Here is a 16,048-nt window from a genome sequence, read left to right on the forward strand (position 1 = left end):
CTATCAGGATCTTCGCGACATTTGCCCACCCGCAGGCATTAATGATCAACGTCAGCGGTTCTTACCGGAGCTTGTAGGCCAAAGCCGCCACGAGCCCCCATATGGGGACCGGTAGACAGCCCTACCCGATGGATTTGGGGCGCGTGATACCGACGGTAACCTCTGTGCTATACCACAGTCGCCAAGCCCTACTCTAAGGCCCCCCGGGCTTCTGCGCGCACCCGATATTCCCCGTCCGGCGAGCGGGGATCGGCCCCCGTCTCCGGCCGCGCCGCGTTCCCTTCCCGGACCGCCCGACTTCCCGGCCGGGGGCGGGTTCCCCGGCCGCTCTCATTTCCAGTCTGTACGGCTTGCGCCCGAAAGCTGTGCGGTCCGTAGGGTGGAATTCCCGCTTGCGCGGCCTCGCCGGAGGCCGTAGGCGGGCCCGGCGCCGGCTGAACGGCCCCCGGCGCTCTCGGAAAGCCCGGCCCCCTCCCGGAAAGCCGGAGGCCCGCGGAAAGCGCGGAATACCCACACCCTAACGCCCCGGCGGAACGCGCCCCCGGGGGCGCCCTCTCCCGAGGATGAACCCGAAGCGGGCCCGCACGCGACTCCGTCTCGGATCCCGAGACGGCCCTGTAAGCGTCCCTGAGCGACTGTGAGCGGCTGTGAGCGGCCGGAGGCGGCTGTGAGCGCCTGTGAGTGGCCCGAAGACCCGAGACGAAGGGCCGGAGGCGCGAGGCGCGAGGCGCGAGGCGCGAGGCGAAGTCGCGAGGCGCGAGGCGAAGTCGCGAGGCGCGAGGCGCGAGGCGCGAGGCGAAGTCGCGAGGCGCGAGGCGCGAGGCGCGAGGCGAAGTCGCGAGGCGAAGTCGCGAGGCGAGAGGCCGAAGTCGCGAGGTGCCCGGGAAAAGGCGAGAGGCGCCCCGGAAAAGGCGAGAGGCCGCACGGCGACGCCGCGCGGCCCCTGAACGGCCCCTGAGGGCCGGTGGACGGATCAGGCCTTGACGACCACCGTTCCGCCCAGGCGGTCGCCGAGCGAGCGGTGCAGCGGGCTGTCGGCCAGCAGCATGATCGCGTTGGTCAGGAAGACGATGCCGACGATCAGTGATGAGAAGAGCGAGCCGAGGAGCCCGAAGCCGGACAGCGCCAGGACGATGATCGCCCCGGGGTAGACGATCGCGCGCTTCAGCACGGCCGCGGTGTCGAGCATCCGGCCCGCCTGGGGCGCGAGCCTGATCTTCATCACCTTCTTGCCGAGCGTCTGCCCGCCCTTCCTGTGCAGCATGAAGTCGTAGCCGATGCAGAACGCCCCGGCGATCAGGTACGTCAGGAACGTCGGCAGCCACAGGCTCCCCGTCACCTCGACCTGGTAGTTCCGGCCCGTCACCTCGAAGTCGGGACCGAACATGAGCCCGAAGACGATCGAGAGCACGAGGATGAGGACGCCGAAGATGGCGCCGTCCACGAGCCGCGCCACGAGCCGCTGCCACCACTCCGCGACCGGGGCCGGGGCGCCCGGCGGGATCGGGGCCCCGCCGTACGCGGGCTGGCCGAACGGGGCTCCGTACCCCTGCTGGCCGTACCCCGGCTGACCGTAACCGGGCTGCTGGCCGTACCCGGGCTGACCAGGCTGGCCGTAGGGCTGCTGGCCGTACGGGGCGGCCGGCTGGCCCGGCGCGCCGTACGGCGCCTGCTGGTCGTAGCCGCCGGGCTGCTGGCCGTACGGCTGGGCGGGGGCGTAGGCCGGCTGGCCGGGCGTGGAGTCGTAACCCTGCTGGCCGTAGGCGGGCTGGCCCGGGGTGGAGTCGTAGCCCTGCGACCCGTAGGCGGGCTGGCCCGGGGTCGAGTCGTAGCCCTGCTGGGCGTACCCGGCCTGCCCGGGCTGGCCCGGCTGCTGGGCGAAGGGCGAGGTGCTCTGCGGCTGGTAGCCCTGGCCCTGCTGGCCCTGCGGGGCGTACTGGCCGTGCGGGTCCGTGCCCTGCGGCTGGTAGCCCTGGCCGTACGGCGACTGCCCGTCCCCGCCCTGCGCGCCGTACGCCGAGCCGTACTGGCCCTGGGAGTCCGAGCCCTGCGGCTGGTAGCCCTGCGCCTGCTGGCCGTACCCGTAGCCGCCCTGCTGCGGCTGGCCGTACGCCTGGCCGTACTCCGGCTGGGCGGGGGCCTGCGCCGCCGGGGCTCCCTGGCCGTACTGGCCGCCCTGGTCGGCCTGGTCCTGGCCGTAGCCGTAGCCCTGCTGCGGCTGGCCGTACGCCGGCATGGACGGCTGCGAGGGCTGCCCCTGCCCGTACGGGTCCTGGCCGTAGCCCTGCTGCGCCTGGCCGTACCCCGGCTGCTCGTGCCCCGGCCGACCGTACGGCTGCGCCGCGGGCGGCTGGTAGGACGGCTGGGAGTCGTAGCCGCCGCCGGAGTCGAACGTGCGCGTCTTCTCGTACGACGGCCCGTCGTGGCCCGGCGACTCGTACGGCCGCTGGTCCTGGCCGCCCTGCTGGTCGTAGGGGGACCCGCCGGGGCCCTGGGCCTGGCCGTACTGGGCCTGGCCGTAGCCCTGCCCCTGGTCGTAGCCCTGGGGCTGCCCGTAGCCCTGGCCGTGGCCGGCGCCCTGGCCGGCGCCCTGGTCGCCGCCCTGGCCGTACGCCTGCGGCCCGCCGTACTGCTGCTGGCCCTGCCCGTACTGCTGACCCTGGCCGTACTGCTGGCCCTGCCCGTACTGCTGGTTCTGGCCGTACGGCTCGGCCTGGCCGTAACCCTGGCCGTAGGCGGCCTGGCCCTGCCCGCCGTACTCCTGCGAGCCGTACTGCGGGGCCTGCGGCTGCGAGTCCGCCTGTCCGTAGGACGGGGCGGCGTACTGGTCCTGGCCGTGGGCGGGCTGTCCTGGCTGGGACACGCCGTACTCCGCGGCCGTTCGATAGTCGATCCGCTGCGTGCGCTCGGCGGACTGCTCCTCGCGCGGCGCGGCGGACTCCTCGGGACGTTGCTGACCGTACTCCGGGGAGTGCTCGCGATCCTGCGGACGCTGCTCGCCAGGATCACCGGGGTACGGCGACTGTCCGGTGCTCACCGTGTCACCTCGATGTCACATCGATGGGAATGCGCATGTGGCGTTCTGGTCCGCCGCACGCTGGACCTGCCCAAAGTAGCGAGGTTGGGGGCTTGAGCGCCATTTTCCCCGCTTTTGACCGCTCCTTTGCGTGGGAGTCGCCACCCTCTCGATCATTGACGACGCGCTTTACGGAGTGGGGGTCAGATGCAGCAACATCCTCGTGTTCCCCAGGGTGTTCGGCTTTACCCGGTCCAGCTCCAGGAACTCCGCGACGCCCTCGTCGTACGAACTGAGCAGCTCAGCGTAGACCTCCGGGGAGACCGGCGTGCCCTGGATGGGCTTGAACCCGTGCCGGCCGAAGAAGTCCACCTCGAAGGTGAGGCAGAACACCCGCCGTACGGCCAGCTCGCGCGCGGTGCGGATGAGGGCGGCCACGATGCGGTGGCCGACGCCCATGCCCCGGCAGGCCGGGTCCACCGCGACCGTGCGGATCTCGGCGAGGTCCTCCCACATCACGTGCAGCGCGCCGCAGCCCACGACCTCGCCCGCGTGCTCGGCGACCCAGAACTCCTGGACGTCCTCGTACAGGGCGACGGTGGTCTTCTGCAGGAGCCGGGGACCGTCGCCCGCGTGCAGGTCCACCAGGCGCCGGATCGCGCGCACATCGGGCGTGCGGGCACGGCGGACCTGGACGTCGAACTCGGGCGGGGCCTGCTCCATGAGCGCTCAGCGTAGGACGCGGGCGGGTGCCGGGCGAATATCGGTCCGCCTCTAACCCGGAGCCGCTTTCCGTCGTCACGGCGCGCTCTCACTCGGCCACGTACCGCTTCCGGCCGACCAATGTGCGCCATTTCACATTTTCGTGGCCGAGATCTGCCTGCTCGCAGGCGGGTAAACGCAGCGCAAAGCAGGTTTTGCCCACTGCGGAACGTGATCAAAACGTGATCTCTCGGTTGCTCCGCCTCAACTGATTTGGCGGTTCCGGTTGGCACGAACCCCCGGTGGCACTATCGTCCTGCTCTGATGTCGGCCCGGCACCCGAGCGCGGGCCGCACCGCCGAATCCCTGCTCGCATCCAGCGCGCGGGGAACCGGGGACCCAAACTTCCCCTGGGGTGAATCCGTGGCCTGGCGCGTCTCGCGCCCGCGGTAGGGCTGCTCCGGCCCGAACCCGTCAGCTAACCCGGTAGGCGGCCTTGGGAGAGGAGTTTCTTGGTGGAGGGTCCGCACCCGTCCGCCGGCGATCTCGCCGGCACCCGCACGCGTGCTGAGAGAAGAAGATTCACCCGGTCACCCCGGCGCCTGACGCTGGTCGCCGCCACCGTGATGGCGCTCGGCCTGTGCGTGCCGCTGAACACGGCCGCCGCGGACCCCGAGCCCAGCATGAGCGAGCTCAAGGCCGAGGTGGAGAAACTCCACAACCAGATCGAGTCGTACACCGAGCAGTACAACGGCCTGCGGGTGCGGCTGGAGCAGGCCAAGCGCGCGGCGCGCGTCGCCCAGCAGAACTACACGCGGGCCGAGAAGGAGCTGCAGGCGCGGCGCCAGAAGGTGGCCGACCTCGCCTACAGCAGCTACATGAACAGCGGGGTCGACCCGGCCGTGCCGTTCGTGACCTCCTCCGACCCGCGCAGCTACCTCGACTCGGCCGCCACGCTCCACACGCTCCGGGAGAGCCGGAGCGAGGAACTGGCCGAGGTCAACCGGGCCAAGCAGACCGCCGAGCGGGCGCGCGCCAGCGCCGAGGAGCGGGCGCGGTCCGTCGAGAAGCTCGTGGCCGACATCGAGGCCAAGAAGTCCAAGATCACGAAGCTGGTCGCCAAGTCCGAGAGCAAGCTCTTCGACAAGGCGATCGCGAAGGCCAAGAGCGGCAAGGGCGGCAAGGTCGACATCCCGATCTTCGGCAACAGCAAGGCCGCCATCGCCACCCGGTACGCCCTCACCCAGCAGGGCAAGCCCTACGTCTGGGGCGCCGAGGGGCCGAACTCCTACGACTGCTCCGGCCTGGTCATGTGGGCATATGAAAAGGTGGGCATCAGCCTGCCGCACTACACCGGCGACCAGTGGACCGCGGGGCCGCACGTCTCCCGCTCCGAGATGCGCGCCGGGGACCTGGTGTTCTTCTACAACGACCTGCACCACGTGGGCATCTACCTGGGCAACGGGATGATGGTCCACGCTCCGCAGACCGGGGACGTCGTCAAGGTCGCCCCGATCGCGGGCCGTCCGTTCGCGGGCGCGGTCCGTATCGCCGACTGAAAAACACCCTCCCCGATCTGTTGCGGGCACGCCTTGACGCGTATGACCTTCGGCTTTACCGTCGCTCTGGAATGCCCGAATCCGAGTACGGCTTCCCTCGATGCGACGAACGGAAGGCCTCGGGATGACCCATCCTGAATTCGTTGCGCTCGATAACGACGTTTCGCGTTCCCATGCCCTTTCCCTGGTCCCGCGGCCATATCCGACGCTTGAGGAAGCCGGCCTCGCGGACGAGGACCTGCGTCTCCTGGCCGCGCTCGCGACCGGCGCGACCACCGAGACGGCCGCGCGCCGCCTGGAGGTGAGCGCCCGCACCGTCCGCCGCCGGCTCCGCAGCATCTGCGACCGCCTGGGAGTGGCCTCCCCCATCGAAGCCGTGGTCTGGGCCGCCCGCCGCAGCCTCATCTGACCGGCGAGCACGCGAGAGCCGTACGGCATGAGCTGCCCGTACGGCTCTCGCTGCGTTTCGGAGGGTCAGCGGCGGGTCCAGCGGCCGCGCCAGCCGGTGCCGAGGCCAGCCAGGTGGAGGGCCACGAAGAGCAGGCCCAGCATCATGAGGGTGGTGGCGTTGAAGGCGTCGCCGACGTTGGCGTCGATCAGGTCAAGGAGCAGCGCCAGGCCGAAGACCACGGCGGCGATGATCGCGAACATAATGACCTCCTGCGTTCTATGAGCAGCCAGGTCCCCCGAAGCCCGGGCGGCGGTTCCGCCGGTCCCTTCGGCGCGCCGGACCGGAACCTGAGTACGAACGCTTGGTGACCGGGTGCGGCGTTTTCAAACCCATTACCTTTCCCACCTGCGCGAATACACTTCCGCGCCGTGCCGGAATACTTCACGTGACTCACACCGCTCACATGACGCGCGCGATAATCGGCCGGGAACCCCGCCGCGAGGCTTCGTGCCCGGCGCGGGAAAGGGGCCCGCGGTGGCGGGGGTGGGGTGGATCGCGTAGAGTGCGGCGCCTGTTTCTTGATCAGGTGGAAGGCTGCCCGTGCTCGCCGACTCGCTCCTGGTACGGCGGCGCCCGTACGTCATGTTCTGGTGGTGGACCGCGGTCGCGCTCGCCGTCTGGAGCCCGGTCAGGTTCGCCATGGACGACCTCGTCGCGTCGGCGACCGGGCGGGAACGACTCTGGTGGGCCGGGTGCGTCAGGGAAGACGGCCGGGCCGCGGGCTGGCGGCACACCGCCGAGGGGATCGCCGGGGGCCTGGGCGCGGGGCTGCTGCTCATCGCGCCCGTCCTGCTGGTGATCCTCATCGTGGCGGTGCGGCGGCACGGTGAGGACCGGCCCGAGGCGCACGTGCGGGCGGCCCGCGCCGCCGTCCTCGTGCTCGCGGCGGCCGAGGCGCTTCTCCTGGTGAGGGAACGCGTCGCGCCTTCCGCGCTGGACCCGGCCTGTGTGGAGCGGTTCGCCCCGCCCGATCTCGGGTCCGCCGGGATCGCGTTCACCTGGCTCGTCTCGGCCCCGGCGGCGGTCCTGATCGCGGCGGGGGCGGCCACGCTCGCCCGGCCGGCGCGCGCGCTGACGGCGACGGCGGCGGCGCTCGTGCTGCCCCTGGCGGGCGTGACGGTGGTGGAGTGGCTGCCCGAACTGCGTCACGTGCTTACCGGCCCGGAGCTGACGGCCGAGGGGACGCCCCGCTACGTCCTGGTCGGCTCCTCCGGGCCACGCCGGAACTGGAGCGACAGCGGCAGCGAGCTCCACGTGCTCGACCTGGCGACCGGGAAGCCGGTCGGCCAGGTCGACCTTCCGGGCGAGGAGTACGGCGAGTACACCTCGGCCGCCCGCGCCCGCGAGCCCGGGGAGTACATCGCCGCGGCCACCGTCTCCGTCGGCGGGAACGACGACGAGGGCGGCAGCGAGGCCTCGGAGGTCTTCCGGATCACGCTGGACGCGCGGGGCCGGCCCCGGGTCGGCGAGAAGGTCTCCCCAGCGCTGGCCGGGGCGGTGACCTCCCTCGACGTCTCCCCCTCCGGCCGCGTCGGCTACGCCCGGGTGGCCACGAACGCCGTCGGCACGTCCTTCCCCTTCCTCGGCGTCGTGGGCCGCTCACCCGACTGGCCGTCCCAGGGGGCGCACAAGGTCCAGTGGGCGGGCGACAGGACGCTGCTGTCGCTCTCAGAAGGGCAGTGGGAGGGCCCCGTGGTGAACGGCGGGCTCAAGCCGGAGAGGGGGTGGGTCCCGGCCCTCGACGTGGAGCGTCGCGAGATCACGCGGCACCCGCTGGGCGCCCCGCCCGAGGCGGGCCTGCTGGCCCGGCTGCCCGGCGGCCGCACGATCGTCGCGGACGCCCGGGACGGGCGGCCCAGACTCGTCGTCCACGACGGGCCGACCGCGATCGGCACGCTGTTCGTACCCGCCAGGGGCCGCATCCTGTCGATGGCCCTCGACCGCGCCGGAACGCACCTGCTGGTCGGCCAGGACAACCAGTCCGATCCCAACAAGCACCCCACCGAGTGGGACCACGAGCTGCACCGCGTGGACCTGCGCCCGCTCGCGGGCGTCCCCACCCCGCCCCAGAGCTCGTTTCGCGACCTGAACCCGCCGCGCCGGCTGGTCTGGCACGGCATGCACCCGGTCGCCACGATCGCCTGGTGACCTTCCGGCACGCCCGGCGACCTTCCCGTACGGCCGGCGGCCTCCGATACGGCCGTGGCCTTCCGGTACGGCCGTGGCCTTCCGGTACGGCCGTGGCCTTCCGGTACGGCCGTGGCCTTCCGGTACGGCCGTGGCCTTCCGGTATGGGCCGTGCGGAACGCGGCGGCCCCGCCGTACCCGGTGAAGGGGGCGCGGCGGGGCCCATGGGCTCAGGAGGTGGGCTTGACCAGCGGGAAGAGGATGGTCTCGCGGATGTTCTTGCCGGTGAACGCCATGATCATCCGGTCGATGCCCACGCCGACGCCGCCCGTGGGGGGCATGGCGTACTCCAGGGCCTGGAGGAAGTCCTCGTCGAGCTGCATGGCCTCGGGGTCGCCCCCGGCGGCCAGCAGGGACTGCTCGGTGAGGCGGCGGCGCTGCTCGACCGGGTCCACCAGCTCGGAGTAGCCGGTGCCGAGCTCGGTGCCGAAGCCGATGAGGTCCCACTTCTCGGTCAGGCGCGGGTCCTCGCGGTGCTGGCGGACCAGCGGCGAGGTCTCGACCGGGTAGTCGCGCACGAACGTCGGCTGGACGAGCGTGTGCTCGACCAGGGCCTCGAAGAGCTCCTGGACCAGCTTGCCCTGGCCCCACTTGGGGTCCCAGTGCACCTCGCGGGCGTCGGCGAGCTTGCGGACGTCCTCGATGGGCGTGCCCGGGTCGATCTCCTCGCCGAGCGCCTCGGAGACGGCTCCGTACAGCGTGATCTGGGGCCACTCCTCGGCGCCGAGGTCCACCTCCTGGCCCTTGTACTCGACCACGGTGGTGCCCAGGGCCGCCTGGACCGCGTGCTGGTACATCCGCTGGGTCAGCTTGGCGACGCCGTTGTAGTCGGAGTAGGCCTCGTAGAACTCCAGCATCGTGAACTCGGGGTTGTGCGTGGCGTCCGCGCCCTCGTTCCGGAAGTTCCGGTTGATCTCGTAGACCTTCTCGATGCCGCCGACGAGCAGCCGCTTGAGGTAGAGCTCGATCGCGATGCGGAGGTAGAGCTCCATGTCGTAGGCGTTGATGTGGGTCTTGAACGGCCGCGCGCTCGCCCCGCCGTGGATCGGCTGGAGCATCGGCGTCTCGACCTCCAGGAACCCGCGGTCGTTGAAGAACTCCCGCACGGCGCGCACGGTGTCGCTGCGCAGCCGCGCCATCCGCCGCGCCTCGTCGTTGATGATGAGGTCGACGTAGCGCCGGCGCACCCGCGCCTCGGGGTCGGTCAGGCCGGCGTGCTTCTCCGGCAGCGGCCGCAGGCACTTGGACGTGATCGCCCAGCTCTCGACCATGATCGACAGTTCGCCGCGGCGGGAGGTGACGACCTCGCCCTCGACGCCGATGTGGTCGCCGAGGTCCACGTCGCGCTTCCAGGCCGCGAGGGAGTCCTCGCCGACCTTGTCGAGCGACACCATCACCTGGATGTCGCCGGACCCGTCCCGGATGGTGGCGAAGCACAGCTTCCCGCCGATCCGTGACAGCATGACGCGCCCGGTGACCCCGACCCGCTCCCCGGTGGAGGCTCCCGCCTCCAGCCCGGCGAATTTCTCCCGGACCTCGGCGATGGCGTGCGTCCGCGGGAACGTCACCGGGTAGGGGTCGATCCCCTCGGCGCGCAGCCGGTCGAGCTTCTCCCTCCGGACGAGCATCTGCTCCGGAAGGTCCAGGTCACGGGTCACGTCTTCACTCACGCACCCAAGGTTACCGACAGTCGGCCCGCGCCCCCGCTGGACACAAGATCAATCGGATGTTGCACCTTGGTATCGGCGCGACGCGGCCGGGTCCTCAGGTGGTGTTGCGCTCGTAGATCAGGCGCAGGCCGATCAGCGTGAGCCAGGGCTCGTGCAGGTCGATGCTCCTGGACTCGGCCACCACGAGGGGGGCGGCGCTGCCGGTGGCCACCACCGTCACGTCGTCGGGGTTGTCGGCCAGCTCGGCGGCCATGCGCTCCACTATGCCGTCCACCTGCCCGGCGAAGCCGTAGATGATGCCGGACTGGAGGGCCTGGACGGTGTTCTTGGCGATGACCGTGCGGGGGCGCAGCAGCTCGACCTTGTGGAGCTGGGCGCCGGCCGAGGCCAGGGCGTCCACGCTGATCTCGATGCCGGGCGCGATCGCCGAGCCGACGTACTCGCCTCTGGCCGACACCGCGTCGAAGGTCGTGGCGGTGCCGAAGTCGACGATGATGCAGGGGCCGCCGTAGAGCTGGATGGAGGCCAGGGCGTTGACGATGCGGTCGCTGCCCACCTCCTTGGGGTTGTCCATGCGGACCGGCACGCCCGTGCGCACGCCCGGCTCGACGATGACCGCGGTGACGTCGCCGTAGTAGCGGCGGCACATCTCGCGCATCTCGTTGAGGACGGACGGGACCGTGCTGCACAGCGCGATGCCGCTGATGTCGGCGTCCTTCAGCAGCGGGCTCTGGCTGAGCAGGCCCTGCAGCACGACCGCGATCTCGTCGGCGGTGCGGCGGGCGTCGGTGGCCACCCGCCAGTGCTCGATGACCTCCTCGTCCTCGAAGAGGCCCAGGACGGTGTGGGTGTTCCCGACGTCGATCGTCAGCAGCATCAGGCGGCTCCGGGGCGAAGGTCCAGGGCGATGTCGAGAGCGGGCGCGGAGTGGGTGAGCGCGCCCACGGCCAGGTAGTCCACGCCGGTGGCCGCCACCTCGGCCGCCGACTCCAGCGACAGGCCGCCGCTGGCCTCCGTACGGGCACGGCCGTCGATCAGGGCGACCGCCTCGCGCATGTCCTCCACCGGGAAGTTGTCCAGCAGGATCTCCTCCGCACCTTCGGCCAGGACCGGCGGGATCTGGTCGATCCGGTCCACCTCCACCTCGATGGGCAGCCCCGGGTTGGCCTGCCGTACCAGCCGGAAGGCCTCGGCCACGCCGCCCGCCGCCACCACGTGATTGTCCTTGATCAAGGCCGCGTCGAACAGCCCCATGCGGTGGTTGACGCCGCCGCCGCAGCGGACGGCGTACTTCTCCAGCGCCCGCAGTCCCGGCAGCGTCTTGCGGGTGTCGCGGATGCGCGCGTTCGTCCCGGCCACGGCGTCCACCCAGCGCCGGGTCAGCGTGGCGATCCCGGACAGGTGCGTGAGCAGGTTCAGCGCGGTCCGCTCGGCCGTGAGCAGGTCGCGGGTGCGCCCGGTGACGGTCATCAGCACGTCGCCGCGGCGCACCCGGTCCCCGTCCTTGACCAGGGCCTCGGCGCGGCTGCCGCCCACGCGGTCGAAGACGGCGGCGGCCACCGCGAGCCCGGCGACCACGCCGTCGGCGCGGGCGACCACGTCGGCGGTCGCGGTCTGGCCGGCCGGGATGGTCGCGGCGGAGGTGACGTCCTCGCCGTCGGCCAGGTCCTCGCGCAGCGCCGCCTCGATGACCGCGGACACGTCGTCGTGCGGGATGTACGTCATGGTCAGGCCGTTCTCCGTCAGGGCCACGTCGAGGTGGCCGAGCCACTTGCCGTCGTCGCGCGCCGGATGGTCCTCGCGCCAGTGCGAGCCGCGGGTCTCCTCGCGCTCCCCCGCCGCCGCGACCAGCACGGTCGCGACGGTCACCAGGTTGGTGGTCTCCCACGCCTCGGTGCACGGCGTGATCGCGGCCGGCGTCCACCGCGCGTCCGTGACCGCCTTCCCCGCCTCGGCGAGGCTGGCCCGGCTGCGCAGCACGCCCGCGCACCGGCTCATGAAGGCCTGCACGCGCGGCCGTACCCTCGGGTCGATCAAACCGGAGGGCCGCCGGTCGGGGACGGGATCGCCGGGGGGCTCGCGGCGGGCGGCCAGGTCGGCGGCGATGCGCTCGGCGAAGACCAGGCCCTCCAGCAGGGAGTTCGAGGCCAGCCGGTTCGCGCCGTGCACGCCGGTGCAGGCCACCTCCCCGCAGGCGTACAGCCCCGGGACGGTGGTGCGGCCGTGCAGGTCCGTCCGCACGCCGCCGCTGGCGTAGTGGGCGGCGGGCATGACCGGGATCGGCTCGGCCACCGGATCGATGCCGTGCTCGCGGCAGGACGCGAGGATGGTCGGGAACCGGACCCGCCACTTCTCCTCGCCGAAGTGCCGCGCGTCCAGGAACACCGCGCCGGTCGCGTCGATCCGCTCCATGATCGCCTTGGCCACGATGTCCCGCGGGGCGAGGTCGCCCAGCTCGTGCCGGTCCGGCATGAAACGCTCGCCGTCGGCGTCGATGAGGAACGCGCCCTCGCCGCGCACCGCCTCGGAGATGAGCGGCTGCTGCCCGGTGGAGTCCGGGCCGAGCCAGAGCACCGTGGGGTGGAACTGCACGAACTCCAGGTCGCGCACCACCGCCCCGGCGCGGAGCGCGAGCGCGACGCCGTCGCCGGTGGAGACCAGCGGGTTCGTGGTCGCCGAGTAGATCTGGCCCATGCCCCCGCTGGCCAGCACCACGGCGTCCGCGCGCACCGCGCCCACGCCGTCGCGGGCGCCCTCGCCCATGACGTGCAGCGTGACGCCGCAGGCGCGGCCCTCGGCGTCCCGCAGCAGGTCGAGCACGAGCGCGTGTTCGATGATCTCGATCCGGGGCTCGGCCAGCACCGCGGAGACCAGCGCGCGCTGGACCTCCGCGCCCGTGGCGTCGCCGCCCGCGTGCACGATGCGGTCCCGCCGGTGCCCGCCCTCGCGGGTCAGCGCCAGCTCCCCGTCCGGGCGGCGGTCGAACCGCGCCCCGGTCTCGATCAGGCGGCGTACGGCCGCCGGGCCCTCGTCCACGAGCACGCGCACGGCGGCGCCGTCGCAGAGGCCGACCCCCGCGATCATCGTGTCGTTGTGGTGCTCCTCGGGCGTGTCGGCCGGGTCGAGCACGGCCGCGATGCCGCCCTGGGCCCATCGCGTGGACCCGGCCGACAGGACGTCCTTGGTCACGACGAGGACGCGGCGCTCCGGCGCGAGCTCGGCGTGCCGGAGCGCGACGGTGAGCCCGGCGATCCCGGAGCCGACCACCACGACGTCCGCCCGCGCGGTCCAGCCGGGATCGGGGGCGGTCAACCGGCGCGGGATCGGCTGGGGACTCACCGCACGGCCGCCGCGGGGGTCACGCCGGACGCGGTGACCGCGCCGGAGACCTGGTCGCTGCCGGGCACGGGCTCGGCCGGGTCGTTGCCGAGCCGCACGATCCGGTTCGACCGGTCCACGTGGACGATGCGCGGCTCGAACTCGCGGGCCTCGCGCTCGTCCATCGCCGCGTAGCTGATGATGATCACCAGGTCGCCGGTGTGGACGAGCCTGGCGGCGGCCCCGTTGATGCCGATGACCCCGGTCCCGCGCTCGCCGGCGATCACGTAGGTCTCCAGGCGGGCGCCGTTGTCGATGTCGACGATGTGGACCAGCTCGCCGGGGAGCAGGTCGGCCGCGTCCAGCAGGTCCTGGTCGATGGTGACCGAGCCTACGTAGTGCAGGTCGGCCTGGGTGACGGTCGCGCGATGGATCTTGGACTTGAGCATCGTGCGCTGCATGGGTGTTCCTCCTCGAGGGGTCGCGCCGCGTCCGCGTGCACGCCTCGGATTCGACTGTATCGGCAGTCCCGAGTGCGCTATCCGCGGGCTGTCCGGGGCAGGAAGGTCACTGACATGTTGTCGATCAGACGCGTGGTTCCGACCTTGCCCGCCACCGCGAGCACGGCCTCCCCGGCGTAATCTTCGCCGATCTCCGCGAAAGTCGCGGGATCGACCAGCGCGAGATAGTCCAGCCGCAGCGGGGGCCGCGCCTCCGCCGCCTCCTCCAGCACCCGCCGCGCCGCCCGCCGTACGGCCGAGGGGCCCTGCGCGGCGGTCGCGCGCCCCTCGGCGAGCGCCCGGGACAGGTAGAGGCCGGTCCGCCGGTCCTCGGGGCCGAGGTAGCGGTTCCGGCTGGACAGGGCCAGGCCGTCCGGCTCCCGCATGGTCGGGGCGCCCACGACGCGCACGGGCACGTCGAGGTCGGCGACCATCCGGCGGATCATGGCGAGCTGCTGCGCGTCCTTCTGCCCGAAGATCGCGACCTGTGGTCGTACGAGGTTGAACAGCTTGAGGACGACGGTGAGCACGCCGTCGAAGTGCCCGGGGCGAAACTCCCCTTCGAGCACGTCGCCCATGGGACCCGCCGAGACCGTGACCTGGCGGTTCCCGGTGTACATCTCCTCGGGCGACGGGGCGAACACCAGCCGCACGCCCTCCTCCGCGCACGCGCGCACGTCCGCGTCGAACGTCCGGGGGTATCGCGAGAAGTCCTCGTCCGGGCCGAACTGCAGGGGGTTGACGAAGACGCTGACGACCACGTCGTCGGCGTACTGGTGCGCCAGCCGGATCAGCGACCGGTGCCCCTCGTGCAGCGCCCCCATCGTGGGCACCAGCGCGACCGTGCCGAGGGCGGCACGCTCCTCCGCGAGCCGCTCCCGGGTCTCCGCGATCCTCACCGCTTCGCTCACGGCCGCGCCCCCCTGGTTCCGCGCGCCGCGGGCATCCGCCCCACGCCCCGAATCCGCCGCTCCATAGCTCCAGTCCTCTCCTGGGTACCGGGACCAGGGCCAAGCCTACAAACCGGGTGACGGAGGAGGTTCCTGGGAGGCGAACACATCGAGCAGGCGCTCGGCGTCGCCGGGCTTGAGCACGCCGGCGGCCAGGGCGCGGTCGGCGGTGAGGCGGGCCAGCGCGACATAGGCGGCGGCGGTCTCGGGCGACACCTCGGACAGCGCGGCGATGTGCCTGCGCACCGTGCCGGCGTCGCCCCGGGCGACGGGGCCGGTCAGCCCGTGGATGCCCAGGCGCAGCGCGTTGTCCAGGGCGGCCCCGGCGAGCGGGCCGAGCATGCGCCCCGGGTGCTCCACGCCGATGCTCCCCAGCAGGTCGGCTGACTCGGACACCAGCGTGACCAGGTGGTTCGCGGCGTTGGCGAGGGCGGCGTGGTAGAGCGTGCGGTGCTCGTCGGCGATCCAGGCGGGCTCGCCGCCCATCTCGATCACCAGCGCCTCGGCGACCAGCCGCAGCGGCTCGGGCGCGGTCACGCCGAAGGAGATCCCGCCGAGCCGGGCCAGGTCGTCGTCGCGGCCGGTGAACGTCATGACCGGGTGCACGGCCAGCGGCAGCGCCCCGGCGCGGGTCGCGTCGTCGAGCACGCCCAGGCCGTACGCGCCGCTCGTGTGCATCAGGAGCTTGCCGGCCAGGCCGGTCTCGGTCGCGGCGAGCCCGGCGGCGAGGCCGGGGAGCGTGTCGTCGGGAACGGTGAGCAGGACCAGCTCGGCGCGTTCGACGACCTCGCGGGGTTCGAGCAGCGGGACGCCGCCCAGGCGCTCGGCGGCGCGGCGGCGGGAGGCGTCGGACACCCCGCTGGCGGCGACGACGTGGTGGCCTGCCCGGGCGAGCGCGGCGCCCAGGACGGAGCCGACGCGGCCGGCTCCGACGACGCCGACGGTGAGCCGGGCGGGACGGTCGATTGCGCCTTCCATGTGCTTCAGCCTAGGGGGATCGCGCCGGGCGGGGGCCCGGGGGCTTGATCATTACCGCGCTTTTCCCGGGCCATGAGATAGCCCCCGGAGGGCCCCGGGTATCCCCGAGAACGTACGAGGCGGCCCCGCGGACGGGCGCGGGGCCGCGACGATCTCACACCTTCGTGAACGAAATCACCGGCGACAGTGACTGGCGCGAAGGGTGGTCGGAAGGGTTATCGGGTGCCGGGGCCGTGTGAGGGCTCCGGCGCCCGCCCTCCGGCGGGTCCGTCAGTGACGGTCGTCGTCGGTGTCCACGTGGGCGCCGCCCTTGCAGCCGGCCGTGGCCTGGCCGAAGACCGCGACGCTGTTGCCGCAGACGTTGACCGGCACGTTGACGGCGTCGTTCAGGATCTGGTTGCCGCCGAGCAGGCTGTTGGTGCCGCTGGTGATGTCGGCGTTGGCGGGGGCGGCCAGGATCATCAGACCGCCCGCGGCCAGCGCGAGGGTGAGCTTCTTGAGCATGTGCTACGTGCTCCTCTCGTCGATCTCGCGGCATCGAACGCCGCGAAGGGGGATGTGCTGGGGGGACGGCATGCCGTCCGGCGGCCAGCCGAGGCCGACACGGACGGACTCCCCGCCGATGCGACGCCACGCTAGCACAAGGGGTAGTCAAATAATCACTATAAGCAACTAGTGTTTCCCGCCCCGCCGTCTCCTACTCCTCATCGCCAGGTC

At 72.3% G+C, this 16,048-nt stretch carries 13 protein-coding genes and 1 riboswitch; of the genes, 3 read left to right on the forward strand and 10 right to left on the reverse strand.

The window, feature by feature from the left end:
• Positions 1-973 precede the first annotated feature (973 nt).
• On the reverse strand, positions 974-3,037 hold the full coding sequence (locus tag D5H75_RS44395; protein WP_119931010.1) for an RDD family protein: 2,064 nt from the start codon (positions 3,035-3,037) through the stop codon (positions 974-976).
• Positions 3,038-3,205: 168 nt separating this feature from the next.
• Entirely contained in the window at positions 3,206-3,739 is a 534-nt protein-coding gene (locus tag D5H75_RS35670; RefSeq protein WP_119931011.1) for an amino-acid N-acetyltransferase, read from the reverse strand.
• Positions 3,740-4,064: 325 nt separating this feature from the next.
• Positions 4,065-4,228: riboswitch (cyclic di-AMP (ydaO/yuaA leader) on the forward strand.
• A 5-nt stretch (positions 4,229-4,233) separates the two neighbouring features.
• On the opposite strand from D5H75_RS35670, the gene D5H75_RS35675 reads away from it, so the two are divergent.
• Both D5H75_RS35675 and D5H75_RS35680 read left to right on the forward strand, forming a co-directional pair.
• Positions 4,234-5,277, forward strand: coding sequence for a C40 family peptidase (locus D5H75_RS35675; protein WP_242454707.1), 1,044 nt, complete (start codon positions 4,234-4,236; stop codon positions 5,275-5,277).
• Between the two features lie 100 nt (positions 5,278-5,377).
• Positions 5,378-5,686 (forward strand): LuxR C-terminal-related transcriptional regulator, encoded by a 309-nt coding sequence (locus D5H75_RS35680; RefSeq protein WP_242454708.1) that lies wholly within the window; start codon positions 5,378-5,380, stop codon positions 5,684-5,686.
• Between the two features lie 65 nt (positions 5,687-5,751).
• Here D5H75_RS35680 and D5H75_RS42270 read toward each other — a convergent pair whose 3' ends face one another.
• Positions 5,752-5,928, reverse strand: coding sequence for a hypothetical protein (locus D5H75_RS42270; protein WP_202638822.1), 177 nt, complete (start codon positions 5,926-5,928; stop codon positions 5,752-5,754).
• Between the two features lie 340 nt (positions 5,929-6,268).
• On the opposite strand from D5H75_RS42270, the gene D5H75_RS42275 reads away from it, so the two are divergent.
• Positions 6,269-7,876: a hypothetical protein gene (locus D5H75_RS42275; protein ID WP_202638823.1), complete on the forward strand. Its 1,608-nt coding sequence runs from the start codon at positions 6,269-6,271 to the stop codon at positions 7,874-7,876.
• Between the two features lie 209 nt (positions 7,877-8,085).
• On the opposite strand, the gene lysX is transcribed toward D5H75_RS42275, so the two are convergent.
• The 7 genes from lysX to D5H75_RS35720 all read right to left on the reverse strand — a co-directional run bounded on the left by lysX (position 8,086) and on the right by D5H75_RS35720 (position 15,835).
• Positions 8,086-9,585, reverse strand: a complete 1,500-nt coding sequence (lysX, locus tag D5H75_RS35690; protein ID WP_119931013.1) for a bifunctional lysylphosphatidylglycerol synthetase/lysine--tRNA ligase LysX — start codon at positions 9,583-9,585, stop codon at positions 8,086-8,088.
• Positions 9,586-9,679: 94 nt separating this feature from the next.
• Positions 9,680-10,462: a type III pantothenate kinase gene (locus tag D5H75_RS35695; protein ID WP_119931014.1), complete on the reverse strand. Its 783-nt coding sequence runs from the start codon at positions 10,460-10,462 to the stop codon at positions 9,680-9,682.
• Positions 10,462-12,924 carry an L-aspartate oxidase gene (locus D5H75_RS35700; RefSeq protein ID WP_119931015.1) on the reverse strand — a complete coding sequence of 821 codons (2,463 nt, stop codon included), beginning with the start codon at positions 12,922-12,924 and terminating at the stop codon, positions 10,462-10,464. Before D5H75_RS35700 ends, D5H75_RS35695 begins: the two co-directional genes overlap by 1 nt.
• On the reverse strand, positions 12,921-13,364 hold the full coding sequence (gene panD / locus D5H75_RS35705; protein ID WP_119931016.1) for an aspartate 1-decarboxylase: 444 nt from the start codon (positions 13,362-13,364) through the stop codon (positions 12,921-12,923). The genes D5H75_RS35700 and panD overlap by 4 nt, the downstream gene beginning before the upstream one ends.
• Before the next feature lie 77 nt (positions 13,365-13,441).
• On the reverse strand, positions 13,442-14,314 hold the full coding sequence (gene panC / locus D5H75_RS35710; protein WP_119931017.1) for a pantoate--beta-alanine ligase: 873 nt from the start codon (positions 14,312-14,314) through the stop codon (positions 13,442-13,444).
• Between the two features lie 105 nt (positions 14,315-14,419).
• On the reverse strand, positions 14,420-15,331 hold the full coding sequence (locus D5H75_RS35715) for a Rossmann-like and DUF2520 domain-containing protein (RefSeq protein ID WP_119931018.1): 912 nt from the start codon (positions 15,329-15,331) through the stop codon (positions 14,420-14,422).
• 270 nt (positions 15,332-15,601) lie between these two features.
• A complete protein-coding gene (locus D5H75_RS35720; RefSeq protein ID WP_119931019.1) occupies positions 15,602-15,835 on the reverse strand; it encodes a chaplin family protein in 234 nt (77 codons plus the stop codon).
• Between the last annotated feature and the right edge of the window lie 213 nt (positions 15,836-16,048).

Source organism: Bailinhaonella thermotolerans, assembly GCF_003594875.1.
GTDB lineage: Bacteria > Actinomycetota > Actinomycetes > Streptosporangiales > Streptosporangiaceae > Bailinhaonella > Bailinhaonella thermotolerans.

Coding starts and splice junctions, on each gene's coding strand:
- D5H75_RS35670 (WP_119931011.1), bottom strand. CDS start 3,739: ATGGAGCAGGCCCCGCCCGAGTTCGACGTCCAGGTCCGCCGTGCCCGC.
- D5H75_RS35720 (WP_119931019.1), bottom strand. CDS start 15,835: ATGCTCAAGAAGCTCACCCTCGCGCTGGCCGCGGGCGGTCTGATGATC.
- D5H75_RS35680 (WP_242454708.1), top strand. CDS start 5,378: ATGCGACGAACGGAAGGCCTCGGGATGACCCATCCTGAATTCGTTGCG.
- D5H75_RS35715 (WP_119931018.1), bottom strand. CDS start 15,331: ATGGAAGGCGCAATCGACCGTCCCGCCCGGCTCACCGTCGGCGTCGTC.
- D5H75_RS35695 (WP_119931014.1), bottom strand. CDS start 10,462: ATGCTGCTGACGATCGACGTCGGGAACACCCACACCGTCCTGGGCCTC.
- D5H75_RS42270 (WP_202638822.1), bottom strand. CDS start 5,928: ATGTTCGCGATCATCGCCGCCGTGGTCTTCGGCCTGGCGCTGCTCCTT.
- panD (WP_119931016.1), bottom strand. CDS start 13,364: ATGCAGCGCACGATGCTCAAGTCCAAGATCCATCGCGCGACCGTCACC.